Source organism: Cupriavidus sp. C1SS-2L (genome assembly GCF_057073735.1).
The window spans coordinates 822,308-847,430 of the sequence record NZ_CP172709.1; the positions used below are offsets into that span (position 1 = coordinate 822,308).

At 64.5% G+C, this 25,123-nt stretch carries 24 protein-coding genes; 13 read left to right on the plus strand and 11 right to left on the minus strand.

Annotation, left to right across the window (positions count from 1 at the left end; genetic code table 11):
- Positions 1-145: 145 nt before the first annotated feature.
- Positions 146-397: a hypothetical protein gene (locus tag ACIGJG_RS21520; RefSeq protein WP_011301561.1), complete on the minus strand. Its 252-nt coding sequence runs from the start codon at positions 395-397 to the stop codon at positions 146-148.
- A 382-nt stretch (positions 398-779) separates the two neighbouring features.
- On the opposite strand from ACIGJG_RS21520, the gene ACIGJG_RS21525 reads away from it, so the two are divergent.
- From ACIGJG_RS21525 to ACIGJG_RS21535, 3 genes are all read left to right on the plus strand, one after another.
- A complete protein-coding gene (locus tag ACIGJG_RS21525) occupies positions 780-2,450 on the plus strand; it encodes an MASE1 domain-containing protein (protein ID WP_011301560.1) in 1,671 nt (556 codons plus the stop codon).
- Between the two features lie 34 nt (positions 2,451-2,484).
- Positions 2,485-3,102, plus strand: a complete 618-nt coding sequence (locus tag ACIGJG_RS21530; RefSeq protein ID WP_235679848.1) for a response regulator — start codon at positions 2,485-2,487, stop codon at positions 3,100-3,102.
- Between the two features lie 261 nt (positions 3,103-3,363).
- Positions 3,364-4,398, plus strand: coding sequence for an AI-2E family transporter (locus tag ACIGJG_RS21535; RefSeq protein ID WP_011301558.1), 1,035 nt, complete (start codon positions 3,364-3,366; stop codon positions 4,396-4,398).
- 39 nt (positions 4,399-4,437) lie between these two features.
- Here the strand turns inward: ACIGJG_RS21535 and ACIGJG_RS21540 are convergent, their stop codons facing one another.
- Positions 4,438-5,181: a FadR/GntR family transcriptional regulator gene (locus tag ACIGJG_RS21540; RefSeq protein ID WP_181184502.1), complete on the minus strand. Its 744-nt coding sequence runs from the start codon at positions 5,179-5,181 to the stop codon at positions 4,438-4,440.
- 132 nt (positions 5,182-5,313) lie between these two features.
- Between ACIGJG_RS21540 and ACIGJG_RS21545 the strand changes: the two genes are divergently transcribed.
- The 5 genes from ACIGJG_RS21545 to ACIGJG_RS21565 all read left to right on the plus strand — a co-directional run bounded on the left by ACIGJG_RS21545 (position 5,314) and on the right by ACIGJG_RS21565 (position 10,970).
- Positions 5,314-6,093, plus strand: coding sequence for a (Fe-S)-binding protein (locus ACIGJG_RS21545; protein ID WP_483673897.1), 780 nt, complete (start codon positions 5,314-5,316; stop codon positions 6,091-6,093).
- Positions 6,090-6,797: a LutC/YkgG family protein gene (locus tag ACIGJG_RS21550; protein ID WP_140951763.1), complete on the plus strand. Its 708-nt coding sequence runs from the start codon at positions 6,090-6,092 to the stop codon at positions 6,795-6,797. The genes ACIGJG_RS21545 and ACIGJG_RS21550 overlap by 4 nt, the downstream gene beginning before the upstream one ends.
- Positions 6,794-8,239 carry a LutB/LldF family L-lactate oxidation iron-sulfur protein gene (locus tag ACIGJG_RS21555; protein ID WP_483673898.1) on the plus strand — a complete coding sequence of 482 codons (1,446 nt, stop codon included), beginning with the start codon at positions 6,794-6,796 and terminating at the stop codon, positions 8,237-8,239. Before ACIGJG_RS21550 ends, ACIGJG_RS21555 begins: the two co-directional genes overlap by 4 nt.
- A 126-nt stretch (positions 8,240-8,365) precedes the next feature.
- A complete protein-coding gene (locus tag ACIGJG_RS21560; protein WP_011301553.1) occupies positions 8,366-10,075 on the plus strand; it encodes a lactate permease LctP family transporter in 1,710 nt (569 codons plus the stop codon).
- Positions 10,076-10,199: 124 nt separating this feature from the next.
- On the plus strand, positions 10,200-10,970 hold the full coding sequence (locus ACIGJG_RS21565) for an SDR family NAD(P)-dependent oxidoreductase (RefSeq protein ID WP_011301552.1): 771 nt from the start codon (positions 10,200-10,202) through the stop codon (positions 10,968-10,970).
- Between the two features lie 156 nt (positions 10,971-11,126).
- Here the strand turns inward: ACIGJG_RS21565 and ACIGJG_RS21570 are convergent, their stop codons facing one another.
- Complete coding sequence (locus ACIGJG_RS21570; protein ID WP_235679846.1) at positions 11,127-12,026, minus strand: LysR family transcriptional regulator; 900 nt, start codon at positions 12,024-12,026, stop codon at positions 11,127-11,129.
- Between the two features lie 143 nt (positions 12,027-12,169).
- Between ACIGJG_RS21570 and ACIGJG_RS21575 the strand changes: the two genes are divergently transcribed.
- From ACIGJG_RS21575 to ACIGJG_RS21585, 3 genes are read left to right on the plus strand one after another with little or no spacing between them, the layout of a single operon-like run.
- Complete coding sequence (locus ACIGJG_RS21575; protein ID WP_011301550.1) at positions 12,170-12,715, plus strand: cysteine dioxygenase family protein; 546 nt, start codon at positions 12,170-12,172, stop codon at positions 12,713-12,715.
- 12 nt (positions 12,716-12,727) lie between these two features.
- A complete protein-coding gene (locus tag ACIGJG_RS21580) occupies positions 12,728-13,732 on the plus strand; it encodes a uroporphyrinogen decarboxylase family protein (RefSeq protein ID WP_011301549.1) in 1,005 nt (334 codons plus the stop codon).
- A 51-nt stretch (positions 13,733-13,783) separates the two neighbouring features.
- Positions 13,784-14,764: a Bug family tripartite tricarboxylate transporter substrate binding protein gene (locus tag ACIGJG_RS21585; protein WP_483673900.1), complete on the plus strand. Its 981-nt coding sequence runs from the start codon at positions 13,784-13,786 to the stop codon at positions 14,762-14,764.
- Positions 14,765-14,796: 32 nt separating this feature from the next.
- Here ACIGJG_RS21585 and ACIGJG_RS21590 read toward each other — a convergent pair whose 3' ends face one another.
- The 3 genes from ACIGJG_RS21590 to ACIGJG_RS21600 all read right to left on the minus strand — a co-directional run bounded on the left by ACIGJG_RS21590 (position 14,797) and on the right by ACIGJG_RS21600 (position 18,839).
- Positions 14,797-15,927, minus strand: coding sequence for a CaiB/BaiF CoA transferase family protein (locus ACIGJG_RS21590; RefSeq protein WP_483673901.1), 1,131 nt, complete (start codon positions 15,925-15,927; stop codon positions 14,797-14,799).
- A gap of 20 nt (positions 15,928-15,947) precedes the next feature.
- A complete protein-coding gene (locus ACIGJG_RS21595; RefSeq protein WP_011301546.1) occupies positions 15,948-16,928 on the minus strand; it encodes a Bug family tripartite tricarboxylate transporter substrate binding protein in 981 nt (326 codons plus the stop codon).
- Positions 16,929-17,045: 117 nt separating this feature from the next.
- Positions 17,046-18,839 carry an acyl-CoA dehydrogenase family protein gene (locus ACIGJG_RS21600; RefSeq protein ID WP_483673902.1) on the minus strand — a complete coding sequence of 598 codons (1,794 nt, stop codon included), beginning with the start codon at positions 18,837-18,839 and terminating at the stop codon, positions 17,046-17,048.
- A 139-nt stretch (positions 18,840-18,978) separates the two neighbouring features.
- Here ACIGJG_RS21600 and ACIGJG_RS21605 point away from each other — a divergent pair, with 139 nt between their 5' ends.
- Positions 18,979-19,878 carry a LysR family transcriptional regulator gene (locus ACIGJG_RS21605; RefSeq protein ID WP_011301544.1) on the plus strand — a complete coding sequence of 300 codons (900 nt, stop codon included), beginning with the start codon at positions 18,979-18,981 and terminating at the stop codon, positions 19,876-19,878.
- A gap of 215 nt (positions 19,879-20,093) precedes the next feature.
- Here the strand turns inward: ACIGJG_RS21605 and ACIGJG_RS21610 are convergent, their stop codons facing one another.
- The 4 genes from ACIGJG_RS21610 to ACIGJG_RS21625 are packed head-to-tail and all read right to left on the minus strand — an operon-like array spanning position 20,094 to position 23,642.
- A complete protein-coding gene (locus tag ACIGJG_RS21610) occupies positions 20,094-21,146 on the minus strand; it encodes a porin (RefSeq protein ID WP_483673903.1) in 1,053 nt (350 codons plus the stop codon).
- A 49-nt stretch (positions 21,147-21,195) separates the two neighbouring features.
- Positions 21,196-21,975: a cyclase family protein gene (locus ACIGJG_RS21615; protein WP_483673905.1), complete on the minus strand. Its 780-nt coding sequence runs from the start codon at positions 21,973-21,975 to the stop codon at positions 21,196-21,198.
- A gap of 22 nt (positions 21,976-21,997) precedes the next feature.
- A complete protein-coding gene (locus ACIGJG_RS21620) occupies positions 21,998-22,537 on the minus strand; it encodes a flavin reductase family protein (RefSeq protein WP_245001782.1) in 540 nt (179 codons plus the stop codon).
- Complete coding sequence (locus tag ACIGJG_RS21625; protein WP_011301540.1) at positions 22,527-23,642, minus strand: LLM class flavin-dependent oxidoreductase; 1,116 nt, start codon at positions 23,640-23,642, stop codon at positions 22,527-22,529. The genes ACIGJG_RS21620 and ACIGJG_RS21625 overlap by 11 nt, the downstream gene beginning before the upstream one ends.
- A gap of 317 nt (positions 23,643-23,959) precedes the next feature.
- Here ACIGJG_RS21625 and ACIGJG_RS21630 point away from each other — a divergent pair, with 317 nt between their 5' ends.
- The gene (locus tag ACIGJG_RS21630; RefSeq protein ID WP_140953246.1) at positions 23,960-24,421 is read left to right on the plus strand and encodes a MarR family winged helix-turn-helix transcriptional regulator; all 462 of its coding nucleotides are present in this window, start codon (positions 23,960-23,962) and stop codon (positions 24,419-24,421) included.
- A gap of 12 nt (positions 24,422-24,433) precedes the next feature.
- Here ACIGJG_RS21630 and ACIGJG_RS21635 read toward each other — a convergent pair whose 3' ends face one another.
- A complete protein-coding gene (locus ACIGJG_RS21635) occupies positions 24,434-25,051 on the minus strand; it encodes a flavin reductase family protein (RefSeq protein WP_140953245.1) in 618 nt (205 codons plus the stop codon).
- Between the last annotated feature and the right edge of the window lie 72 nt (positions 25,052-25,123).

Below are 25,123 nucleotides of genomic sequence, written 5' to 3' on the forward strand. Positions count from 1 at the left end.
GAACGACAATCCGAAAGAGTTTACAACCCCACCCGCTATGTCATTGACCGTAAACGACTTTCTGCGGAGCACCAGCCGCCAGGAGTTGTGTGTAACGAGGTGCCCTTGCACAGGGCGCTCCAGAATTGCCATCGTGGCGGCTGATTCAAGCGCCGTCGGTGAAAGTATCCCGCTTGTCCACCACACGCGATCCGTCGGTGAAGACGTCTCGCCTGTCCACGACTCTCGTTCCATCCACGTAGACATCAAATTTCTTGCTTCCGTCGCCATATGGGTCCCGTGGCCCCATGACAGTGCTGCCGTCCGTGTAGATGTCTCGTGGCCCGGTACCGGCCTGCGCCACCCCGGCGCCAAGCGCCGCGCTCGTTCCAATGAGCAGCAAGAGTGCTTTCAACATCGCTTCACCCCCTATTTCCTTCGGTTGAGAATTCCGGGCCGAATGAGTTTCGTTCCGGTTTGACGAAGCCGCTTTCTGTTTTCTGGATTGAAATGTATGTCGCCCCAGGTAGTGGGTGAATCAGGCGCGCGTCCGAAAAGTAGCTAGTGGATTTCCCTATTCGAACTGTGACGCAAAAGCATTAAAGCAATCCAGTCGCTCGGACCACGCAGCGCAACTGCATGCGCGTTGAATGTCCGGCAGCACATTTTCGAACATGTTCGGAATATAAGCGCATAAGTGCCATAAAAATTTTGGACTTTGACACTTCCAGTAGTATTGTCATTTTGGCTAGCAAAAAAAGTGACGTGCCAAAGCCTGTCCCAAGAATTCGGGGTGAAAAATGGTCAGCTTTCCGCACAAGTCGAGGCTCAGCATCCTCGTGCAGACCGGAGCTGTCGGACTGACGTATTTCGCCGGTGCAAAGCTGGGGCTCACGTACGCCGTCGTGGGCGGCGCAGTGTCGCTGGTGTGGCCTTCCAGCGGAATCGCACTCGCGGCGCTGCTCACAATGGGCTACGTTGTCGCGCCGGGCATTGCCATCGGTTCCGTGCTGGCCAATGTGTCGGTGGGCGTACCTCTGCATATCGCGGTGGTGATCGGTCTTGGCGCAACGGCTGCGGCTTTGGCAGCCACATGGTTGTTGACGCGCGCGGCCCGGTTCCATATCGCCTTGGACCGCATCAGGGATGTGCTGGCTTTCCTGATCGTGGCTGCGATATTCAGCACGGCAGTAAGCGCCCTGGTCGGTGCGACCGTACTGAGAGGCGGTGGGCTGCTGGCAGGCAGCCAGTACGGACGCGCGATGCTCGAATGGTGGCTCGGTGACATGATGGGAGTGCTGGTAGTGGCGCCGCCATTGCTCACCCTGTTCACGTATCGCAGCGCTCTCGGCTCCGCACCGCAAGCCGTGGAAGCATGCGCACTGGCGGTGGCAACCCTTTCGGCAAGTTATCTGATTTTCGGCGCGCCCCAGCTTGCCGGGCATGGCTACTATCCTGCGGCCCTGGCGATTTTTCCCTTTGTCGTCTGGGCAGCGCTGCGCTTCGATCATCCGGGCGCCAGCCTCTCGACCCTGATGGTCTCGATCATGGCCATCTGGGGTACCACTCAGGGTACCGGGCCGTTTGCTTCCGACCATCCTGTGGACAGCCTCGTGAGATGGTGTGCTTTCGCCAATGTCGTCGCAATCACCGGCTTGCTGCTTGCGGCTGCGCGTGCGCAGGAAAGGCGCATCCACGGGATCCTGCTGGCATCCCAGGCCGAACTGGAGCGCCGCGTGCAAGAGCGAACCCAGGATCTGCAGCAGGCGAATACCGAGCTGAAGCAAGAGATGGCGAGGCGTCGCCAACTGGAAGCGGAACTGATCCGGATCGGCGATCGTCAGCAGAGGCTTATCGGCCGGGAACTCCATGATGGCCTTGGGCAACACCTTACCAGCCTGGGCTTCTATTGCGCCTCGCTCAGCCAGGAACTGCAGAAGCATCGCCATCCGGCTGCCGCTGACGCGGCAACGATCGTCGAGCTGGTCAGGCAGGCGTCCCTGATGGCTCGCAAGATCGCCCATGGCCTGGATCCGATCGCCCTGGAATCTGGCGGTCTTTCCGCCGCCCTGGAAACCCTGGCGCAGACTACCGGCACGCTGAACGGCATAGACTGCCGGCTTCGCATCGGGTCAGAGGTGGGACAGATGGATTCGCCAGTGCAGATCAACCTTTACCGGGCCGCACAGGAAGCCGTCAATAACGCGCTGAAATACAGTCATGGCCAGCACATCTGGATCGATCTGGAGTTCGAAGCCGGCGTGCAGAGGCTTTCCGTCAGCGACGACGGCGTGGGGATGGATCCGGCACAGATGGGGCATACGTCGGGACTCGGATTTTACAACCTGCGTCACCGTGCGAGCCTGCTCGGTGGTGCATGCGCGGTGACCCGCAACGCCACGGGCGGAACCACGGTTATCATCAGCTATCCAGTCGCGCAAGGTCCCGGCCATGCCAGGGAAATCATGTAGCAGCAGCCCGGGCCGCCCGGCCAGGGTCCTGATCGTGGATGACCACCCCATCGTCCGCGAGGGCCTGGCCCACCTGCTGAATATGCACGAGGAACTTCAGGTTTGTTGTACGGCCAGCAGTGCTGAAGAAGCGTTGCAGGAGATGGTCTGCGAGCCTGACATGGCAATCGTGGATCTCAGCCTGCATAAGGACTCAGGCCTGGATCTTGTCAGAACACTTCGGCAACACCACCCGGAACTCGCGATCCTTGTCCTCAGCATGCATGACGAATCCTTGTTTGCCGAACGCGCACTGCGGGCCGGAGCAAACGGATATCTGATGAAGCTCGAGGCCACGGAACATATCATGAGCGCCATCCAGGAGGTACTCGCAGGGAATATCTATCTGAGCGCGGCCATGCATGGCAGACTCGCCCGGGCCCTGACGGCTTCCAGGAACGTCACGGCCGGTTCGGTGGCGAGCCTCTCCGAACGGGAATTCGAGGTCCTCCACCTGATCGGACTCGGTTTTGGCACCCGCGAGATCGCGAGGAAACTGAACCGGAGTATCAAGACCGTCGAGGCGCACCAGGCGAACATCAAAGAGAAGCTGGACATTCATAGCGGAAAGGCGTTGATCCGTTTCGCTATTCAGTGGATCGAGAACCAGTAGGCGGTCAGCCCGATGGCCGCTGTCACAATGGCGTCTTGCCGACGGGCTTCCGGCGCGAAGTTCCCGAACTTGCCGAGGACGTGGCAGCCTTTGCCGACGACTGGGCCGGCAATGCGATCACAAATGCCTGTTCGCACGTTTCGAAGTGCTTGCCTGGCCGCACCTCAACCCCGAAAATCGACCTCCAGCACGCTCGCAGCCTTTGGCGCATTCATCCTGCCCACAAAGCTGCCGAGGCACTCATCCACGCCGGAGCCCCAGATGCCCCATCAACCCCCGCCACCCACCCCCCGCCTGCTCCCGGCAGCCTGGTTCACCGTGGTCGGCGCCTCCTACCTTCTCACTGTTCTCGCGCTGTGGACGGTGCTCCAGGCCAATCTCGTCGCCGCCTTTTTGTCCGGCCTGCTGCTGTATTCGCTCGTAGACGTCCTGGCCCCGCGCCTGAAGGGCCTGAACCATCGGCACGATGCCGTCGCGGTCGCCATCCTCTCCTTCGTGATCCTGCTGGCGCTGTCGCTGGGAATTTGGGCACTGGTCCGGTTCGTCAGCGGCGAGGGCACGCTGGACGCCCTGCTCAACCATATCGCCGACATCATCGACCAGTCCCGCGGCCAGTTGCCCGACTGGGTCAGCGGCGCCTTGCCGACCACGGTGGAAGAACTTGCCAACACCCTGATCCACTGGCTTCGTGAACACGCGCAGATGGCGCAGAAGCTGGGCGCCGAGGTTCTGCGCACGCTGCTGCATATCATCATCGGCATGGTCATCGGCGCCATGGTGGCGCTCTACCGCGCCGTGTCCCGCCCCAACCGCCGGCCGCTGGCGACCGCGCTGGTGATGCGCGCGCGCGCACTGCAACAGGCCTTTGCGCAGTTCATCTTCGCGCAGATCCAGATTTCGACCATCAATACGATGCTGACGGCGATCTACCTGCTGGTGGTGATGCCGCTGTTTGGCGTTCACCTGCCGTTGTCGAAGACGCTGGTGGTCATCACTTTCGTGGCCGGGCTGCTGCCGGTACTGGGCAACCTGATCTCCAACGCGGCCATCGTGGTGTCGTCACTGGCGGTGTCGCTGCCGATTGCGGTGGCGTCGCTGTTCTATCTCGTGGTGATCCACAAGCTCGAGTATTTCCTGAACGCGCGCATCATCGGCGCGCGCATCCAGGCGGCAGCCTGGGAGTTGCTGATCGTGATGCTGCTGATGGAAACGCTATACGGCATTCCGGGCGTGATTGCGGGGCCGATCTTCTATGCGTATCTCAAGCGAGAGTTGTCTACTGCCGGGCTGGTTTGATCCAAGACGGAGCCGCGTGACCCCTGCCATGGCCGCGCGCTAGTCCACGCTCCTGTCCGCCCCGCCCCCGTTCTCCACCCACGTCCGCACGAAATCGATATGCGTCTGCATCGCCGTGCGCGCTTCTTCCGGGCGGCGCGCGCAGATAGCGTCGCACACGGTACGGTGCTGCAGCAGCAAGAGCGCCGACGTGGCCTCGCCCTCTTCGCGCAGGCCGGTGCCGCTGATGGTGATGTGTTCGCGCAGCATGCTGATGACGCTGGTATGCAGGTGCAGGAACATGGTGTTGTGCGAGGCCTGCGCGATGGCGTCGTGCAGGCGCGTGTCGGCCTCTGCCTCGGCCTGTTTGTCGTCAACCATGCGCGCACGTTCAAGTTCAGCCATCAGGCCGCGGATGCGCTTGCGGTCTTCATCGTCGCCACGCAGTGCGGCGAAGTAGGCCGTGGCGCCTTCCAGCACGCGGCGGAATTCGAGGATGTCGTCACGCAGCGCCGGATGGTCGGCCACGAGCTGGCCCCATGGCGAGGCGATGCCTGATCTCAACTGGTCGGTCACGTAGACCCCGGCGCCGCGCCGGCTTTGCAGCAACCCGCGTGCGGCCAGACGCTGAATGGCTTCGCGCACGGTATTGCGGGCCACGTCGTATTGCTCTGCCAAATCGCGCTCGGCCGGCAAGCGCGCGCCCGCGGGCCAGGTGCCATCCAGCAAGGCGGTTTCGATTTGCCGCATTACCGCTTCGACGCGTCCCCTGCCCCGTCCGTGCGATTGCGTCTGCGTTGCCATTCCTCTCCCCTTGCCGATCCCCGTCATGCCAATGTGATGTCCGCTTGAATTGGTCCAACCAATTTGTACTGTAGCGCGGAAGCGGGAATTATGCGCCCGAACGTGCGATTCCAGCGCGATGCGGAGCGAGACATGAAGGACAGGCAATACCCCACCACTGCCCCGACGCAGGTCTACCTGTTTGCGACCTGCCTGGTCGACCTGTTCGTGCCCCAGGCCGGGTTCGACGCCGTGCGGCTGCTCGAGCGCGAAGGCCTGACCGTGCACTTTCCGCGCGCGCAAAGCTGCTGCGGACAACCGGCGTACAGCAGCGGCAATCCGGAGCAGGCACGCGACGTTGCGCGCGCGCAGCTCGACCTGTTCAGCGAACCGTGGCCGGTCATCGTTCCGTCCGGCTCCTGCGCCGGCATGATGCGGCACCACTGGCCGCAGCTGTTTGCCGATGACCCTGTCTCCGGCCCCAAGGCGCGCGAACTGGCAGAACGCATCTACGAACTGGGCGAGTTTCTGCTGAACGTGCTCAGACTGGACTTCAGCGAGGCACTGTCGGGCCGTCAGGCTGACGAGCGCATCGTGCTGCATACCTCGTGCGGGGCGCGTCGAGAAATGGGTACGCGCCAGCACGGCGTGGCGCTGGTCGACGCGCTGCCCGGCGTGACACGCGTGGAACATGAACGCGAATCGGAGTGCTGCGGCTTTGGCGGCACGTTCTCGCTCAAGCACCCAGACATCTCCGGCGCGATGGTGCGCGACAAGGTCGCCTCCGCCTGCGCCACGGGCTGCGACCGCCTGGTTTCCGCCGATTGCGGCTGTCTGCTCAATATCGGCCACACCGCCACGCATGACGGCGCGTCGCTGCAGGTCGAACACCTTGCCAGTTTCCTGTGGCGCCGTACGGGAGGTGCAGCATGAACGCCCTCACTGCGCGCGAACGCATGCTGGGCCGGCTGCGTGCTGCCGCGCCGGCCACGGTGGCTACGACCACGGCGGAAATCGATAACCGCATCGACGCGCACTACGCTGGCCGGCAATCCACCGCACCCACACTGGACGAACGTGTTGCATCGATGCAGGCCGCGCTCGAAGCCTCGCACGCCGAGGTTTGGCGCACCACCACCTCGGCATGGCCTGCCCTGCTCGCGGACAAGCTCGCACAGGCCGGCGTACGGCGGCTGTTGCTGGCCCCCTCGCAAGCCGCAGGTGCAGCACTGAAGCAAGCGTTGCCGCAGCACATCGAAGCCATCGGCTTCGACCGCCCTATCGAGCAATGGAAGGCGGAACTGTTCGACACCGTCGATGCCGGCTTCACCGTCGCGCGCTCCGGCATTGCAGCCACAGGCACGCTGATCCTGGCGCCGGATACGTCCTCGCCGCGCACGGTGTCGCTGGTGCCGCCGCTGCATGTGGCGCTGGTCTACGCATCCACGCTGCATCCGGACCTGCATTCAGCAGCGCACACCGAGCGCTGGCGCGACGGCATGCCAACCAATCTCGTGATGGTCTCGGGCCCGTCGAAGACCTCCGATATCCAGCAAACCCTGGCTTACGGCGCGCACGGTCCGCGCCAGCTCTGGGTCGTGATCGTCGATGACAGCCACGCAGGGAGCCCGGCATGAGCGAGACCACGCTGCACTTCGTCCCGACACAGGACTTCAAGGCGCGCGCCCGCGAGGCGCTCGACGATCCCAAGCTGCGCCAGAGCTTCCGCGGCGCGATGGATTTTCTGCAGGGCAAGCGCCGGTCGCAGTTTCCGGATAGCGATGAGCTGGAGCATCTGCGCGATATTGGCGAGGCGATCCGCCAGCACGCGCTGGCCAATTTGCCCGACCTCCTCGTGCAGCTCGAAAGCAACTTGACCGCTGCCGGCGTGCAGGTGCACTGGGCCGAGACCGCCGAGGAGGCCAACGCGATCATCCATCGCATCGCCGAATCGAAGCAGGCGAAGCGAGTGATCAAGGGCAAGTCGATGGCCAGCGAGGAAATCGAGCTGAACCATTACCTCGCCGAGCGCGGCGTGGATTGCATCGAGTCGGACATGGGCGAGTACATCGTCCAGCTTGCCGGCGAGAAGCCCTCGCACATCGTCATGCCGGCGATCCACAAGACCAAGGGCGACATCGCCACGCTGTTCGAGCAGCATATCCCCGACACGCCCTATACCGAGGACGTCGACGCGCTGATCCAGACCGGCCGCCGCGCGTTGCGCCAGGCGTTCGTCGAGGCCGATATCGGGCTGTCCGGCGTGAACTTCGCCGCGGCGGACACGGGCACGCTGTGGCTCGTGGAGAACGAGGGCAACGGACGGCTGTCGACGACGGTGCCGGACGTGCATATCGCCATCATGGGGATGGAGAAGGTGGTGGCGCGGCTGGAGCATATCGTGCCGCTGTCGAGCCTTCTGACGCGCTCGGCCACGGGGCAGCCCATCACGACCTACTTCAACCTGATCTCGGGCCCGCGCCGTGAGGGCGAGCGCGATGGGCCGCGCGAGGTGCATCTGGTGCTGCTCGACAACGGGCGCACGCAGGCCTATGCCGATGCGCAGTTGCGCGCGACGCTGCAGTGCATCCGTTGCGGAGCCTGCATGAACCATTGCCCGGTTTATACCCGGATCGGCGGCCACGCTTATGGCACGACGTATCCGGGGCCCATCGGCAAGATCATCTCGCCGCATCTGCTGGGGCTGGAGGCGACGGCCGATCTCGCTACGGCGTCGAGTCTGTGCGGTGCGTGCGGGGAAGTGTGCCCCGTGCGCATTCCGATTCCGCAATTGCTGGTGCGTCTGCGTACCGAAGCCAACCGCAATCCCGACGAGCAGGTCGAGCATCCGCTGCGTGGCCAGGGGGCCAAGTACAGCCGTGGCGAGCATCTGATCTGGCGCTTCTGGAGCGGCGCGTTCTCGCATCCGAAGGCTTATCGCATGTTCCGCTGGGCGGCTACGCGGATGCGTGCGCTGACGCCGGCGAAGCAGATGGGATGGACGCAGCACCGGACGCCACTGACGCCGGCGAAGCGGAGCTTGTCGGATTTGCTCAAGGATAAAGGCCAGCCGGAGTAGGAGTCCGCCTGGTTCCCCCGTCTCCCGCTCGCGGGAGAAAAAAAGAACATCGTCGCGACGGACACGGCCGCGTGGCGCCAACAACAACAAGGATTTCCCGAAACACCATTGAAGTAGGAGACGAGCGTGCAACCCTGGACCCAAATCTATATGCCGCTGGGCAGCCTCTGGCTGTCCTCACTGGCGGCAGCCATCCCCATCCTGTTCTTCTTCATCGCGCTGGCCGTGTTGCGCCTGAAAGGCCATGTCGCGGCGGCGGGAACGCTGTTGCTTTCGCTGGCCGTGGCGGTCTTTGCGTACGGCATGCCGGCGCAGCAGGCGCTTGCTGCAGCGGGTTTCGGCTTTGCCTACGGGCTGTGGCCGATCGCATGGATCATCGTGACAGCGGTGTTCCTCTACAAGATCGTGGTCAAGACCGGCCAGTTCGACGTCATCCGCGCGTCGGTGCTGTCGATCACCGATGACCAGCGCCTGCAGATGCTGCTGATCGGCTTCGCCTTTGGCGCGTTCCTGGAAGGTGCGGCGGGCTTCGGTGCGCCGGTGGCCATTACCGCTGCGCTGCTGGTGGGCCTTGGCTTCAATCCGCTCTACGCGGCAGGCCTTTGCCTGATCGCCAACACCGCGCCGGTGGCCTTCGGTGCGATGGGCATTCCCATCATCGTCGCCGGGCAGGTGACGGGCATCGACGCCATGCACATCGGCGCGATGGCCGGGCGCCAGCTTCCGCTGCTGTCGCTGATGGTGCCGTTCTGGCTCGTGTTCATGATGGACGGCGCCAAGGGCGTGCGCGAGACGTGGCCAGCCGCGCTGGTGACGGGCGGCAGCTTTGCCGTGACGCAGTACTTCACGTCGAACCATATCGGGCCCGAGTTGCCGGACATTACCTCGGCCCTGGTCAGCCTGGTGTCGCTGGCGGCCTTCCTGAAGGTGTGGCAGCCGCGCAGCGCGTCGCAACGCGCTGGCGGCAGCGTTGGGGGCGGCGCCATGGCGATGTCGGCATTCGGCGGCGGCGGCTTCAGCAACGGCGTGCAGAACGGCGGCAATCGCAAGTCGCCGTACACCACGGCGCAGACAATCCGTGCGTGGGCGCCGTTCGGCATCCTGACGGCTATCGTCACGGTATGGAGCCTGCAGCCGTTCAAGGCGCTGTTCGCCGGTAACGGTGCGCTGGCCGGTACGGTGCTGAAGTTCAAGGTGCCGGGGCTGGACCAGCTGGTCCTCAAGGCCGCGCCGATCGTCGCTTCGCCCAAGCCGTACGAAGCTGTGCTCAAGCTCGACCTGCTGTCCGCCGTTGGCACCGCCATCCTGCTGACTGCGCTGATCTCGGCCGTGCTGCTGCGCATGAAGCCGCGCGACCTGGTGACCACGTTCGGCGAAACGCTGGTGGAATTGGGCCGCCCGATCCTGTCGATCGGACTGGTGCTGGCGTTTGCGTTCGTGGCCAACTACTCGGGCATGTCGTCCACGCTGGCGCTGCTGCTGGCCGGTACGGGCGCCGCATTCCCGTTCTTCTCGCCGTTCCTCGGCTGGCTCGGCGTCTTCCTGACGGGTTCGGACACGTCGTCGAACGCGCTGTTCTGTTCGCTGCAGAACACTACGGCGCATCAGATCGGCGTGTCGGACACGCTGCTGGTCGCCGCCAACACCACGGGCGGCGTGACGGCCAAGATGATCTCGCCGCAATCGATCGCGGTGGCCTGCGCGGCGACGGGGCTCGTCGGCAAGGAGTCCGAACTGTTCCGCTTCACCGTCAAGCACAGCCTGCTGTTCGCGGTGATCGTCGGCATCATCACCGTGGTACAGGCGTATCTGCTGCCGGGAATGATCCCCGGTTAAGCCTCTCCGGCCCAGGGCGGGTTTCGTCGCATCCGACGATGCCCGCCGACTATGCGGCCTCTTAGCATGATCTGATCCGCCCGAGCACAAGGGCCGGCTCATCCATCCTCAAAGGAGACAGATCATGCCTTTCACCCCCTTCGACCTTACCGGCAAAGTGGCGCTGATTACCGGCGGCAACGGCGGCATCGGCCTTGGCATGGCCGAAGGCCTGGCCCAGGCCGGCGCCGATATCGCGATCTGGGGCACCAATACGCAGAAAAACGCAGCCGCCGCCGAGCGGCTCGCGCAATATGGGCGCAAGGTGCATACCGCGATCTGCGATGTGAGCAACGAGTCTTCCGTGGCTGCGGCCATGGATGGGACGCTTGCGGCGCTGGGTCGCCTGGATGGCTGCTTCGCCAATGCCGGTGTCTCGGCGCGTGGTACGCGCTTCGAAGAAATGGGTACGGACGATTGGCATCGGGTGATGCGGGTCAATCTGGATGGGGCATTTTTTACGCTGCGCGCGGCGGCGCGGCAGTTGCTGGCGCAGGGCGATGGGGGTGTGCTGGTCGGGACGGCTTCTGTCGCCGCTATCGAGGGCGCTGCACGCAACGAGCACTACGCGGCCACCAAGGGTGGATTGATTTCCATGATGCGCGCGCTGTCGGTCGAGTATGCGCGGCATGGGATCCGCGCGCACTCCGTGCTGCCGGGGTGGATCAAGACGGAGATGACCAGCAATGCGCAGGCCAATGCCACGTTCCAGGAAATGGTTGGGAAGCGGGTGCCTATGCGCAGGTGGGGGGAGGGGGCTGACTTTGCCGGGATTGCGGTGTATCTGATGAGTTCGGCATCGGGGTATCACACGGGGGATACGTTTGTGATTGATGGGGGGTATACGTTGTTTTGAGGGTTTTGGGGTAGTTGGTTCTTGGCATGCGCTGCTGTTTCGCCGGCGTAGCCGGCGACCTCCTTTTGTCCGAGCGACAAAAGGGCAAAAGCGCGTGGGCCGCGGTTCCGAACTTTGCTCGGCGATGCACAACGCGCATGCCATGTGGGAACACCTTCAGGCGGAATCAGCCACCCCGGCTTGATCGCCGCTTTGCCTCAGGACATCTACAAGAGCGGTGACATAGTTTCTCGATCCCAGCACATCTCGCCGCACACACAGGCTGAGCGTCCGCCTGGCCCAGGCGTCGCTGAGCGCCACGACGCGCAGGCCTTCCACATTGATCGCCGCCAGGGCCGAGCGCGGCACGATCGCTACCCCGACTCCCGATCGCACCATGGAGGCCACCGCGGCGAATCCGGCTACCTGGATCCGCACGTCGACGCGTCTGCCCTGCTCGCTGGCCTTGGCTAGCAGGAAGGAGTGAATAGCGGAGCCGTTCTGCTGGCTGACGAAGGGGAAGGACAGGCAGTCCAGGAATGCGACGGGCTCGGTTTTGGTCCACGGCTGCGTTTCCGCCAGGAGCAGGACGATTTCGTCTTCGTGGTACGGGAAGTAGACCAGGTCCGGGTGCGGCTCGTCCTTGGTCAGGATGCCGATATCCGCGCGCCCTTCCACGACGGCGACCAGCACGTCGCGGCTCAGGTGTTCTTCCAGCGTGATTCTTGCCTTCGGATGGGACTGCAGGAAGCCCTGCAGGTCGCCGGGCAGGAACGATGCAATGGCGCTGCTGTTGGCATAGAGAACCAGCTGCGCATGCACGTCTTCCGAGAATGGGGTCAGGCTTGCCTGCATCTGCTCGATCTCGGTCAGGCAGCGCCGGCTGTGGTCCACCATGATCTGTCCCGCCCGGGTCAGGGACACGCCGCGCGCCTCGCGCCGGAACAGCCGCGTGCCCACGATCGCCTCCAGATGCTTGATGCGCAGGCTCGCGGTCGATGGCGCGAGAAAGCAGACGGCGCCGCCTTTCGACATGTTCCCCGCGTCGGCCACGGCAACGAGAAGCCTCAGATCCATGATGCTGCAATGCATCAGCTTTTGCATTTCTCAAACCCTGGTATTGGAACAACTCGTTTGTCAGAACCCCGTGATAACGCCAAAGTTCGCTCAGGCGCCATTCTGCTCGAGCCTTTGCAAAACACAAATACGGGAAGACAAGTATGAAGAAAGCCATCGAAGACCCCTCATCGCGAATCGCCACCCTCGCCAGCGCTATCGACGCGCTTCTGGCTTCCGAGGCGTGCTTTGATCCTCGCGTTATCCAGCGGATGATTCGCGACGCATTCCCGTCGGGAAACTGGTTGCCGGAGGCCATGTGCAAGCCGAACGAACAGGGCTATGTGCGCCATGTCCTGCACAGCGATGCGGCGGACCGGTACACCATCGCGGCGCTGGTCTGGAGGCAGGGACAACACAGTCCGGTCCACGCACATCACACGTGGTGCGCGCTCTCCGTCGTCGAAGGGGCATTGCTGGAGGAGTACTTCGACTACGACGCGCAAGGCGCGGCAGCGGTGCCTGCTGGCAGTGCTTGCCGGAACGTTGGCGAGGGAAGCTCCGGCACGGCTGGCCTGCATCTGATCCATCGGGTCGGAAACAGTGAGGCCCGCACCGCCATCTCCGTGCACGTCTATGGCGTCGCCACGTCACGGATGTCCAACGGGATCAACCACGTGTTGCCGGTCGCCGAGACGACAATCGCATAAGGGAGACACGCAATGAAACCGATGGACCATTGGCGTCGCCTTGAGGCGACCTTGCGTGGAGAGCCTGCCGACCGCGTGCCGGTTGCGCTCTGGCGCCATTTTCCGGTGGACGATATGGACGCCGGCAAGCTGACAGCCCTGACGCTGGCGTGGCAACGGAAATGGCAGTTCGACCTGCTCAAATTCATGCCGCCCGGCACGTATGGCGTGGAAGACTGGGGCGCGAAGACCGCCTATGCCGGCGCAGCAAATGGCGCACGCGTCGTGACCGATCCCGTGGTCAGGCGAACCGAAGACTGGGAAAGGATCCGCTGGATCGATCAGCGACTCGGCGCTTACGGGCAACAGAACATCGCGCTCGGGCAGACGGCACGCAGTCTTGGCGGGACGGTGCCAATCCTTCAGACGGTTTTCAGCCCGCTCACTACCGCGCGCAAGCTTGCGACCGAGCGCCTGTTTACGGACATCCGGTGCCATCCGGCGGCACTCCACGCAGCCTTGCGGATCATTACGGACGTCACCATCGATTTCTGTATCGAGGCGCTGAGCGTGGGCGCACACGGCATCTTCTTTGCCACGCAATTGGCATCGCATCGCCTGTTGACGACGGCCGAGTACGAGCAGTTCGGCAAGCAGTATGACCTGGAGATCCTCGATGCCATTCGCGGCCGTTGCCGCGTAAACATGCTGCACGCCCACGGCGACGACATCATGTTCGGCCTGCTATCGGACTACCCTGTCGAGCTGTTCAACTGGCATGACCGGCTGACCGACCCCGATCTGAGCCGCGCGCGGCGCCATTTTCCCGGTGTGCTTGTAGGCGGGCTCAATGAACACCACACGCTGCTGCATGGGGGACGTAATGCGATCGCCGATGAAGTGCAGGATGCCGTGGCTCAGACCGATGGACGCAAACTCATCATCGGACCCGGCTGCGTGCTGCCGGTGGAGACTTCCGATGCAGCCATTCAGGCGGTACTGGACGCTGCGCGGAATACGGAAGCGCAAGCGGCTTAAGCAATCGATGCATTGACGCCTGCACCGCCAGGCTATTTCACGGAGAAGAAGATGCTGAAGCACATCATCAGGATGAGCGCTGTAGCGGCCCTGCTCCCCGCCAGTCAGGTCAGTGCTGCCGACACGTGGCCGGAGCCATCCAAACCCATCATGCTGATCGTCCCGGCGCCCGGTGGAAGCGGGACCGGCGACACGATTGCACGCGTCCTGGCGCAGCGCCTCAAGAAAGAATTGGGTACGGCGGTGATCGTGGACAACCGCGGCGGCGCCAACGGCAATATCGGCGCCGGCGTGGCGGCGGCGTCGGCTCCGAACGGATACACGTTCCTGCTCTCCTGGGCCGGCACGCTCGCAGTCAATCCCAGCCTGTACCGGAATCTTCCGTTCAATCCGCAAACGAGCTTCGAGCCAGTGGCCCTGATTGCGGACGTGCCCAATATTCTGGTCGTGAACAGCACGCTGCCCGTGAAGTCGCTGCAGGACTTCATCGCCTACGCCAAATCACACAAGGGGGAATTGAACTACGGTAGCTCCGGCAACGGCAGTTCCATGCACCTTGCCGGCGAGCTGTTCGATCGCGAGACCGGGGTGGAGATGACGCACGTTCCGTACAGTGCGCCGGGTACCGCGACTACGAACCTGCTAGCCAATGATATCCAGGCCATGTTTCAGCTGGTCCCCGGCATCGTCAGCCAGGTGAAGTCGAACAAGGTCAGGGCGCTGGCGATCATGTCCAGCCGACGATCGCCAGCGCTGCCCGAGGTACCGACCACGACCGAACTTGGCTTTCCTTCGTTGCTGTCGTCCACGTGGTTCGCAGTCCTGGCGCCGAAAGGAACGCCGAACGACATCGTGCGCAAGATGAATGTCGCGATCAACAACGTCGTGGCGGACCCGGAAACCGTGAAGGTCTTCACGGAGATGGGTGCCAGCCCGCTCGGAGGTACGCCGGAGCGGGTGGCGTCCGTACTGTCAGCGGATCTGCTCAAGTGGCGTGCGGTCGTGAAGCGCGGCAACATCCAGATGCAATGAGCCAGCAGCACCGCATCGCAACAGGGGCGTTATCAGTCTTCCTTCGGCAGGAACTGGTCGCCTTCCGTCAACGGCGCGAACCGGTACGTCGCGGGCGTGCGGCTCAGCTTCACGGGGGCGCCCAGCCCCTTGTAGCCCCCTTCCATCTCGACCACCATTTCACGATGCACGGTATGCGGATGCTGCAGGGCATCCGGCACCGATAGCACCGGCGCGCATGGCACGCCGGCCGCGACCAGCGTATCGGCCAGCACCTTGCCGTCCAGCTCGCGCATGCGCGCTTCCAGTTCGGCCTTCAGCGCCACGCGGTTGACCGAGCGTCCGCCTGCCGTGGCATAGCGTTCGTCGTCGGCCAATGCAGGAATCCGCAGATGCTCGCAGAGGATGCGGAACTGCCGGTCATTGCCCACGGCGAGGAAAATCGGATCCGTGCCGGTGGCTACCGTGTCATACGGATAGATGTTCGGATGCGCATTGCCCGTCCGCACCGGCGTCTTGCCATTCATGAACCAGTTCGCCGCGTGCGGATGCAGCAGCGACAGGCCCGAGTCATACAGCGCGGCTTCGACGAACTGTCCGCGCCCGCTGCGCTCGCGTTCCTGCAGCGCCAGCAGCACGCCGAGCACGGCGTTCATGCCCGTGACCATATCGACGACCGGCAGGCCGACACGCAGGGCATTGCCATCGGGCTCGCCGTTGATGCTCATGAGGCCAGCCATGGCCTGTACAGCGGCGTCATAGCCGGGCAGGCCGCCGAGCGGGCCATCCGCGCCGAAACCGGAAACCCGGCAGTGAATCAGACGCGGAAAGCGAGCCGACAGCGTGTCGAAGCCAAGCCCCCACTTCTCCATGGTGCCGGTCTTGAAGTTCTCGACCAGCACATCAGCATCTTCCAGCAGCGCGAGCAGCACGCTGCGGTCCGACTCGGCCGTGAGATCGAGCTTCATCACGCGCTTGTTGCGGTTCAGCCCGAAGTAATAGGACGCGACGCCATCCTTGAACGGAGGGCCCCAGGTACGCGTGTCATCGCCCTGCGGCGGTTCGATCTTCAGCACGTCGGCGCCGTGGTCGCCGAGAATCTGCCCGCAGTACGGGCCGCCCAGGATGCGCGACAGGTCGACCACGCGGATGCCGGCCAGCGCGCCCGTCTTGGATTGCGTCATGACATCGCTCCTTGTCAGTCTCAGTCGAGTTGCGCGCCAGACTTCTGCACGACGGTACGCCACTTGCTGACTTCGGACTTCACGAAGCCGCCGAGCTGATCGGGCGTGGTGGACGGCGCGAACTCGAGCCCCTGGGCCAGCAGCGTCTTGCGGACTTCGGGCTTCTGCAGCGCTTCGGCGAACGCATGGTTCAGCTTGGCGATGACCGGTGCGGGCGTGCCGGCCGGGGCGACCACGCCGAAGAACACCGACACGTCGAAGCCATTCACGCCCTGCTCGGCCACCGTCGGCACATCCGGCAGCGCCTGCGAGCGGGCCTTGGTGGTCACGCCCAGCGCGCGTACCTTGCCGCTCTTGATAAATGGCAGCGCGGTCAGCACGTCGGTGAAGGTCATGCTGACCTGTCCGCCGAGCAGGTCATTGAGCGCCGGGCCGGTGCCCTTGTACGGCACGTGCTGGAAATCGGTGCCGGCGAGGTTGTTGAACAGCACGCCGGCCAGGTGCGACGACGCGCCATTGCCCGACGATGCGTAGCTAAGCTTGCCCGGGTGCGCTTTGCCATAGGCGATCAGTTCGCTCACGTTCTTGGCCGGCACGCTCGGGTTGACCACGAGCACATTGGGCAGCTGGCCGATCTGGATCACCGGTGCGAAGCTCTTGACCGGGTCGTAGTTGATCTTGCGGTACAGGCTCACGTTGATGGCAAGCGGCGCCGAGGTGCCGAACATCAGCGTGTAGCCGTCAGGCTCGGCGCGTGCGACCGCTTCTGCGCCGATGTTGCCGCCGGCACCGGCGCGGTTCTCGACCACCACGGGCTGGCCAAGGCTGGTCTTGAGCGCAGCGGCGAGCGTGCGCGCCATGGCATCGGTCGGACCGCCCGGCGGGTAGGTCACGACCATCATGATCGGCTTCGAGGGATAGTCCTTCTGCGCGAAGGCGGGAGTGGCGCTCACGCAAAGCGAGCAGGCGGCGATGGCCGCGAGGCGGTGCCAGAGTTTCATGGCTTGTCTCCTGGTATGGGTCGTCTCGCATCGCCCCGGGGGATGTCGGGCGATGCGATGGGCGGCACCGGGTTGCGGTGCCACCGGGGGCTGATGTCGGGTGAAGCTGGAGAAGGATCAGAACACGTTGACCTGATCGACCGCACCGGCTGCGCGCACGGTACCGTCGGCAGGCGGTGCCACGGTCTCGGCGAGCCATTGCGGCTCGGCCTGGCCGGACAGCGGGTCTTGCGGCAGCACGCGGTGGCGCAGCACGAGCTGCGCGAGCCGCATGCGGCGCACCGAGCCGATGCGCCCGGCTTCCCAGGCCATCGCCACGGCGGTCGTGACGTTGTACAGGCCGGAGGCGGCCTGGCGGGCCAGCAAGTCGCCTTCGGCGCCGGCTTCGGCCGCGCGCGCGGCGAAGGCCGATGCGCGTTCGATGGCGGATTCGAAAGTGGCGCGGGCGGTCGGATGCAGCGGCGTATCGGCCAGCAAGCCGGACAGGTGCGCGCGCAGCGCGGGTAGCGAGCCCTCGCGGCGGATCGCACGCAGGACGTCGAGTGCGACGATATTGCTGGTGCCTTCCCAGATCGAGCCGAGGTGGGCGTCGCGCACGAGGCGCGCATCGCTCCATTCTTCGATGTAGCCGCAGCCGCCGCGGATTTCCATGGCATCGCCGGTGACCTTGCGTGCGTCACGGCACGCGCGGAACTTGATCAGGGGCGTGAGGATGCGCATCAGCGGATAGGCGCCGTCCTCGCCGGCGTCGGCGCGGCGCAGTGCTTCGGCGGTCTGGAACACCATGGTGCGCGCCTGCTCGGTCGGCAGCGTGAGCTTCAGGAGCTGGCGGCGCATCAGCGGCATGTCTTCGAGGCGCTTGCCGAAGGCCTTGCGCTCGTGGGCGATGAACAGGCCCTCGGTCAGTGCGCGGCGCATCAGGCCGGCGGCGCGCACGCCGTTGGACAGGCGCGAGTTGTTGATCATGTCGGCCATCTGCACGAAGCCGCGGCCGAGTTCGCCGACCAGGTAGGCGCTTGCGCCTTCCAGCCGGATTTCACCACTGGCCATCGAGCGCGTGCCGAGCTTGTCCTTCAGGCGGATGATGCGGTACTGGTTGGCGCTGCCGTCGGACAACGTGCGCGGCAGCAGGAACAGCGACACGCCCTTGTGGCCGGGCACAGCGTTGCCGGCTTCGTCTTCCACACGCGCCAGCACCATCGCCAGCGCGGCGTCGGGGTTCGAGCAGAACCACTTGTCGCCGCTCAGGCGCCAGCCGCCTTCGGCCTGCGGGTCACGCACAGCACGCGTGGCCGTGGCGGCCACGTCGGAACCGGCGCCCTGCTCGGTCATGAACATCGCGCCCTGGTACAGGTCTTCGAACACCTGCGTGGTCAGGTTCGGCAAGAACTTCTCGACCAGTGCCGGATCGCCGAACTTGCGCAGCGTGCGCGTCAGCGAATCGGTCATCGACAGCGGGCAGCACAGGCCGAACTCGGCCTGCACCAGCATATACGTGAGTGCGTACTTGGCCGCAGGCGGCATCGGCTTGTCCCAGCCGAACACACCGCCGCGATGCGAGACCGCAGCGAGCCCGAACTCGGAGAACGCCACGCGCTCCAGTTCGACGTAGGCGGGATGCTTGTGCACGCGTTGCTGGTCGATGCCGCTGCGGGTGCGGTGGGTCAGCGTCGGCGGATGCTGATCGGCAGTCAGGGCCAGTTCGTCCAGCACGCCGCCAGCCAGCTCGCCCATACGCTCCAGATGCGGCTGCAGCAGGTTCAGCAAGTCCGCCGGCAGGTAAAGCGGCAGCAGCGCGCGCAGATCCGGATCGGCGGTGTACAGGCTGCCGCCCTTGCGGTCGGGCACGGGGTGCTCCGCCGGCGATACAACGGGGGCTTGAGGGGCAGCATGGCGCACAGCACTGGTCATCTGGGTCTCCTGGATGGGCTGGCCCGCCATTCGCCGGGCTGGCTTGCCGGCGCGCGGACCTGTTTGCACCATTATTGGATTCCCATGGATTCGCGTCTAATTCTAAAATTGGCTTGATCCATATATTTTTTGTATCGCCATGGAATTCCGACACCTGCGCTACTTCCTGGTCCTCGCCGAGGAACTGCACTTCGGCCGCGCCGCGAAGCGGCTGTCGATCTCCCAGCCGCCGCTGTCGCTCAATATCCAGCAGCTGGAGGCTTCGGTCGGGGCAAAGCTGTTCGAGCGTGACAGCCGCGGGGTGCGGCTGACAGCAGCCGGCCGGGCATTCCGCGAATCGGCCAACGCGCTGCTGGCGCAGGCCGAAGCGGCGCGCGTGCTGGCGCGCGAGATCGAAGCCGGGGCGGTCGGGCGGCTGCGCGTGGGCTTTGTCGGGTCGATGCTGTACCGGGGGCTGCCACAGCACCTGCGCGACTTCCAGGCGGGCTATCCGGGCATCCACGTGGCGCTGACCGAACTCAACTCGCAGGAGCAGATCGACGCGCTGCTGCACAACGAACTGGACGCCGGGTTCGTCCATACGGGCCGCCTGCCCGATGAACTGAGCGCCGTACTGATCCATAGCGAGCCCTTCGTCTGCTGCGTGCCGCAGGACCATGCGCTGGCAGCACAGGCTGAGGTAGCGCTGGTGGACCTGCGCGCCGAGCCGTTCGTGCTGTTCTCGCGCAAGGCGTCACCCGATTACTACAGCCGGATCTTCGATATGTGCGCGGCGCAGGGCTTCTATCCGCAGATCCGGCACGAGGTGCGGCACTGGCTGTCGGTGGTGTCGCTGGTGTCGCAGGGGATGGGGGTGGCGGTGGTACCGGCGGCCCTTGCGCGCTCGGGCATGGCTGGAGCGGCGTTCCGGCCACTGGCCGATGCCACGGTGCCGTCCGAGGTTTACTGCGCGTGGAAAGCCGCGCCCGACCATCCGGCGCGCGATCATTTCGTGGCGATGGTCCGGGCAGCCACGGCAGCACAACCGGCCGACGCCTGAACGGATTCCGGACCCCAAAGAAAAAGCCACCGACCCAAAGGCTGGTGGCTTATGAAGTACGCGTGGAACGGGGTGTTCAGCGTGAGTGCAGCTTAACCCCGCAGCCTTTGTCCTACCAATAACACAAATGTAGTAATCGGAGGCGGCCCTTCCACGGGGGTAATGACTCCCCGCGAATACAGGTAAGCCCGCCCCACCGCATGGCAGGCCATCGCTCAGAACTTGTGGCGCAGCCCCAGGCCGAAGGTGTTGCCCGGGTTCAGCGTGCTCACCTTGTCATACCGCCAGGCGGCATACATGTCGGTGCGCTTGGAGAACGGATAGTCGTACGCCAGCGTCGTAGTGTCGCGACGCGCCGAGCCGATGATCTCGTTGCCGCCCTGCCACGTGCGAACCCAGGTGGCCATCAGCGAACCGGGACCCAGAGGAGCGCTGGCGCCGACCTGCACGGTCTTGTCGCGCTGGCGGCTCTGCGCGTTGAAGTTGTTGTCCGACTGCGCATACTGGCCGAACAGCTTCACCACCTTGAAGTCGTACGAAGCGCCGGCCAGGTAAGCCATCTGGTAGCTGGCGCCGGACGCGGCGAACTCGGGCGCGTTCACGGCCACGCGCTGCACGGCCAGCGTCGCACCGAAGTTGCCGTTGAAGTACGTGGCATTGCCGCCGTAGTTCTGCTTGCCCTGGTGGCCGGTGGTCTCGCCGGTCGAGTAGATGGCATTGAAGCGCAGGCCGCCGAAGCCCGGGCTCTGGTACAGCACCGAGTTGTCCCAGGCGGTGTCGCCGGCCACCGAGTTACCCACGGGCGAACCCGGCGGCGTGGTGTAGGTGTGCAGGAACATCGGCGAGAACGTGGCCGAATCCGCGAGCGGGTTGAACAGCAGCATCGACACGAACCACGGCGTGGTGTTGCGGCCGAGCTTGATGGCGCCGAAGCCGCCGTTCAGGCCGACGTAGGCATTACGGCCGAACATGGCATCGCCGTCGAAGCGGCCGACCTTGCCGTTGTCGGTGCGGAAGAAGCTTTCCAGCGCGAACTCCGCGTTGAGGCCATTGCCGAGCGCTTCCTGGCCGCCGATGCCCCAGTAGGACGTGGTCAGGCCGGAGCTTTCCACGGCGGCGGTGCTGTGGGCGTCGCCACTCGCGCGTACCGAGCCGACGAAGGCGTCGACGGTGCCGTACAACTGCACATTGCTCTGGGCGCTTGCCGCGCCCGCGGCAAGGCTGCCGGCGGCCGCCATGACGGCCAGCAACTTACGTTGAGACTTCATTGTTTCCTCTTTCTCTCTTTTGGTGGATGGGGTCTGACGGGTCTGACAATCAGCCACCAATCAGCGCGAGCACGCGCAGCGGGCTACCGGAGCCGTTCTGGATCTTCAGCGGTGCGGCAACGATCACGGCCCCTGTGGCGGGCAGTTGGTCCAGGTTCTTCAGGCACTGCAGGCCGTATTTGTTGGCGCCGTGCATCAGCGTGTGGCACGGGTACGGCACCGGCCATGCGTACGACTGGCCTGCGTCGGTGTTGATGGTCTCGACGCCGAAGCCGTGGACGTCGCGCTCCCGGATCAGCCACTCGACCGCTTCCTGCGTCGGGCCCGGCGTGTGGGCACCGTCTTCGCGCAGGCCGAGGAATTCCTGCGGGTCGGTCTTCTTGCTCCAGTCGGTGCGCAGCAGCACCCAGGCGCCGGCGGGGATCTGGCCGTGCTTCGCTTCCCAGGCCTGCAGGTACGGAACCGTCAGCGTCCAGTCCGAGTCTTCGGCGACCGGGCCGCTGGCGTCGATCACGACTGCCGGAGCGATGAAGTGCTTCGCATCGATCGTGTCGACCGAGTTCTGCGCGTGATCTTTGCCGCTGATCCAGTGCACAGGCGCGTCGAAGTGCGTGCCGGTGTGTTCGCCACAGGAGAAGTTGTTCCAGTACCAGCCGGGACCCTTCTCGTCATACTGGCTGATGCGTTCCATCTTGAACGCCCAGACCTGGCCGAACTCGGGCGGCAGGACGAGGGCCGGGAAGTCCGGCGACAGCGTTTGCGTCAGGTCGACGACTTTGACCGCACCGTTGGCCATCTCAGTGGCCAGTTGCATGAGGCTGTTGCTCATGGATGTACTCCTCGTTCGTAGCTCAGTTGGCGTGTTGCGCCAGTCGCGTGTAGCGGCCTTGCCAGTACAGCAGCGGGGCTGGCGCTTCTTGCGCGACGCGGATCTCGCGGACACGGCCGATGATCAGGTAGTGGCCGTGGCGCTCCAGCAATTCGTCGACTTCGCAGTCCATGGCCACAACTGCATCGGCCAGCACCGGTGCGCCATCTGCCAGCAGTTGCGTCCACGCATCGCTGCCGTAGCGCTCTATCCCGGCTTCACCACCGAAGCCCGTGAAGCGCTGCGCGATCGCCTGTTGCTCTTCCCGCAGCAGGTTCACGCCGAAGCGGCGCGTGCGCTGCAGCAGCTCCGCCGACGAACTCGTTGCCTTCATCGACGCCACCACCATCGGCGGCGTGGCCGAGAACGACGAGACCGACGTCGCCGTGAAGCCGCTGCGCTCGGACTCGTTCAGCGGATCGGCCACCGTCACCACGCTCACCGCGCCGGCGAAGCCGCGCATCGCCTGCTTGAACGATTGCTGCAGCGCCTCCAGCGCCGCCGGCATCTTGTCAGTTCCCATGCTTCGATCCACCGGGCTTGCGCAGCCCGCGTGCCTCCAGGATCGGCAGCACCGTGTCGCGGAAGTACGGGAACTCCTTCACGTAATCCACGAACGACAGCGTCGTGCCTTTGAAGCCGGCTTCGGCCAGTGCGCAGATGCCATCGGCCACTTGCTCCGGCGTGCCGACCAGCGGGAAGCCACCGTGGCCCGCTGCCATGCGGTCGCGGATCAGTGCCAGCAGGTCGTGCGGGAACGATTGGGCATTGGCGAACTGCAAGGCCACGAGGTTGTCCACCGCGGCCCAGTCCGCATTGTCCTGCGCGAAGTGGCGCAGGTAGTCGCGCGCTTCCTGCTCGGTCGGGCGGCACACCACGTGCGAGAACGTCAGCACGTTCACCGGCTTGTTCGCTGCCTTCGCCTTCTGCTTGAGTTCGGCCACTTCCACCTTCGAGCGCTCCAGGTCGATCGCCGGCGTGAACAGGAAGTTCGCGTTGTTGATCGCAAACTCGCGGCCTTCGCCCGAACCCGCAGCGTTCAGGATCGGCGGACGCTCGCCGTTCCACGGCTTGGGCAGGCCGTAGATGCCCTTCAACTTGAAGTTCGCGCCGTCGTAGTTGAACGCGCCGTCGCGCTCCCAGATCTGCTTGATCACGTCGAACCATTCGCCCGCAAACGCGTAGCGCTGGTCGTGGCTCACCGCCAGGTCCTGGCCCATCGCCTCGTACTCGGGGCGGTTCCAGCCCGCCACGATGTTCAGGCCCGCGCGGCCCTGGCCAATCTGGTCCAGCGTCGCGATCTGCTTGGCCACCACCGCCGGGTGGTTGCACGCCGTGTGGATCGTCGCGAACACCGTCAGGTGCTTGGTCTGTGCCAGCAGCGCCGCTGCCCACGTCATCGTCTCGAGCACCGAGCCGTGGAAGTCCGTCTCGCCGCCGTAGCCGATCCAGCGCGCGATCGGCAGCATGAAATCGATTCCCGCCTCGTCCAGCATCTGCGCCAGCTTCGCGTTGTTCTCCCACGAGTTGTCCCAGCGCTCGCCGATCTTCGTCACCGACATCCCGCCCGAGCAGTTCGTCGCAAACGTCCCCAGGACAAAGTCCTTCGTGTTCAGAATTTTTCTCATGCCGTCACCATTCAAAGAGTTGGGGTTGGGGTGCAAACGGAGGCTGCAGCACTCCGTACAGGTTGTCTGACGCGTGATCCGTCGCCTCGCGCCGTTGTATGAATATGATTATGTTTATATATAAACTATTCCATAATCATGGTTTACCCCCGAGGCGTTTTTAGTGCGTGATGCGGTACCTGCAGGCACCTTCAAGGTGCGTTTCCAAGCGAGCGTTTCGCCGTCTCGGCGCATGTGCGCAACGGAGTGGCCTCGTGTCGTGGTATGTTCTTGGCCGTCCCGCGGCCCGCAAGGCCGCTTACCGCCTGCCAATACGCATGAACGATCCGAAAAAGACCCAAGACGAAGCGGATTTCGTCGACGACTACACCCCCGCGCTGCTGGCCCAGGCCAGCCAGCTGATCTCGGGGGAATTCCACGTTATCGTGCAAGCCAACGGCTTCACCATCTCGGACTGGCGCGTGCTGTCCTCGCTGTCGGGCGGCAAGGCGCTCAGCATTGGTGAACTCGCGCAGATCTCAGTGACCAAGCAGCCGACCGTGACGCGCCTGCTCGACCGCATGGAAGCGCAGGGCTACGTCAAGCGCATTCCGCATGAAACCGATCGCCGCATTACGCTCGTACGCATTACGCCGCGCGGGCAGAAGCTGACGTCGAGCCTGATCGAACAGGCCCGCAAGCACGAGGATGAAGTGCTCGCGCCGCTCGGCAAGAAGAAGGCCGACGAGCTGCGCGCAACGCTCAAGCTGCTGATCGACCTGCACCGCCCGGCCAACTGAGGTCGTGCGCACTTACATGGGGCGGCGCATGTGGAACAGCGTCGAGTGGCTGACCTCGAAGTAATCGCCGAGGCCGCCGCCGCGCAGGATGGGGCGTGCTGCCGCCGTGTCGTAGACGCCATCTGTCAGGAACGCGCGGTCGATATGCACGCCGACCACCTCGCCCAGCACCATCCACGTATCGACCAGCTCGCCGTCTGACTTGCCGAGCTGCATCACGCGCGTCACACGGCATTCGAACGACACCGGGCTTTCCTGCACACGCGGCGCGGCGACAAGCCGCGATGCGACAGGTGTCAGGCCCGCCAGTGCGAACTCGTCCTCATCCGGTCCCACACCCGCACTGGTCATGTTCATGCGCTCGGCCAGCGGACGCGTCACGAGGTTCCACACGAACTCGCCGGTCGCCTCCGCATTGCGCACCGTGTCCTTGTAGCCGACGCTCGAGAACGCCACGATCGGCGGCGTGTAGTTGAACACGTTGAAGAAGGCGTAAGGCGCGAGGTTCGCAACGCCTGCCTTGTCCATCGTGGAAATCCAGCCGATGGGCCGCGGCCCCACGATGGCCGCCAGCGGGTCATGCCGCAGGCCATGGCCGCGCGTGGGTTCGTAGAAGTGGATATCGTCCATGCGAGTCACAAACAACAACACGCCGTCCCCACGCAGGCGGGGACAGCGTCAGTTCAACAAAGGCGAACGGCC

What these genes read in the sequence shown, in the direction of transcription:
- ACIGJG_RS21565 (WP_011301552.1), top strand. Translation starts at nt 10,200, where the DNA reads ATGCCTTTCACCCCCTTCGACCTTACCGGCAAAGTGGCGCTGATTACC.
- ACIGJG_RS21550 (WP_140951763.1), top strand. Translation starts at nt 6,090, where the DNA reads ATGAACGCCCTCACTGCGCGCGAACGCATGCTGGGCCGGCTGCGTGCT.
- ACIGJG_RS21635 (WP_140953245.1), bottom strand. Translation starts at nt 25,051, where the DNA reads ATGGACGATATCCACTTCTACGAACCCACGCGCGGCCATGGCCTGCGG.
- ACIGJG_RS21540 (WP_181184502.1), bottom strand. Translation starts at nt 5,181, where the DNA reads ATGGCAACGCAGACGCAATCGCACGGACGGGGCAGGGGACGCGTCGAA.
- ACIGJG_RS21525 (WP_011301560.1), top strand. Translation starts at nt 780, where the DNA reads ATGGTCAGCTTTCCGCACAAGTCGAGGCTCAGCATCCTCGTGCAGACC.
- ACIGJG_RS21585 (WP_483673900.1), top strand. Translation starts at nt 13,784, where the DNA reads ATGCTGAAGCACATCATCAGGATGAGCGCTGTAGCGGCCCTGCTCCCC.
- ACIGJG_RS21605 (WP_011301544.1), top strand. Translation starts at nt 18,979, where the DNA reads ATGGAATTCCGACACCTGCGCTACTTCCTGGTCCTCGCCGAGGAACTG.
- ACIGJG_RS21520 (WP_011301561.1), bottom strand. Translation starts at nt 397, where the DNA reads ATGTTGAAAGCACTCTTGCTGCTCATTGGAACGAGCGCGGCGCTTGGC.
- ACIGJG_RS21595 (WP_011301546.1), bottom strand. Translation starts at nt 16,928, where the DNA reads ATGAAACTCTGGCACCGCCTCGCGGCCATCGCCGCCTGCTCGCTTTGC.
- ACIGJG_RS21545 (WP_483673897.1), top strand. Translation starts at nt 5,314, where the DNA reads ATGAAGGACAGGCAATACCCCACCACTGCCCCGACGCAGGTCTACCTG.
- ACIGJG_RS21615 (WP_483673905.1), bottom strand. Translation starts at nt 21,975, where the DNA reads ATGAGCAACAGCCTCATGCAACTGGCCACTGAGATGGCCAACGGTGCG.
- ACIGJG_RS21570 (WP_235679846.1), bottom strand. Translation starts at nt 12,026, where the DNA reads ATGGATCTGAGGCTTCTCGTTGCCGTGGCCGACGCGGGGAACATGTCG.
- ACIGJG_RS21600 (WP_483673902.1), bottom strand. Translation starts at nt 18,839, where the DNA reads ATGACCAGTGCTGTGCGCCATGCTGCCCCTCAAGCCCCCGTTGTATCG.
- ACIGJG_RS21535 (WP_011301558.1), top strand. Translation starts at nt 3,364, where the DNA reads ATGCCCCATCAACCCCCGCCACCCACCCCCCGCCTGCTCCCGGCAGCC.
- ACIGJG_RS21580 (WP_011301549.1), top strand. Translation starts at nt 12,728, where the DNA reads ATGAAACCGATGGACCATTGGCGTCGCCTTGAGGCGACCTTGCGTGGA.
- ACIGJG_RS21630 (WP_140953246.1), top strand. Translation starts at nt 23,960, where the DNA reads ATGAACGATCCGAAAAAGACCCAAGACGAAGCGGATTTCGTCGACGAC.
- ACIGJG_RS21610 (WP_483673903.1), bottom strand. Translation starts at nt 21,146, where the DNA reads ATGAAGTCTCAACGTAAGTTGCTGGCCGTCATGGCGGCCGCCGGCAGC.
- ACIGJG_RS21555 (WP_483673898.1), top strand. Translation starts at nt 6,794, where the DNA reads ATGAGCGAGACCACGCTGCACTTCGTCCCGACACAGGACTTCAAGGCG.
- ACIGJG_RS21590 (WP_483673901.1), bottom strand. Translation starts at nt 15,927, where the DNA reads ATGACGCAATCCAAGACGGGCGCGCTGGCCGGCATCCGCGTGGTCGAC.
- ACIGJG_RS21575 (WP_011301550.1), top strand. Translation starts at nt 12,170, where the DNA reads ATGAAGAAAGCCATCGAAGACCCCTCATCGCGAATCGCCACCCTCGCC.
- ACIGJG_RS21620 (WP_245001782.1), bottom strand. Translation starts at nt 22,537, where the DNA reads ATGGGAACTGACAAGATGCCGGCGGCGCTGGAGGCGCTGCAGCAATCG.
- ACIGJG_RS21625 (WP_011301540.1), bottom strand. Translation starts at nt 23,642, where the DNA reads ATGAGAAAAATTCTGAACACGAAGGACTTTGTCCTGGGGACGTTTGCG.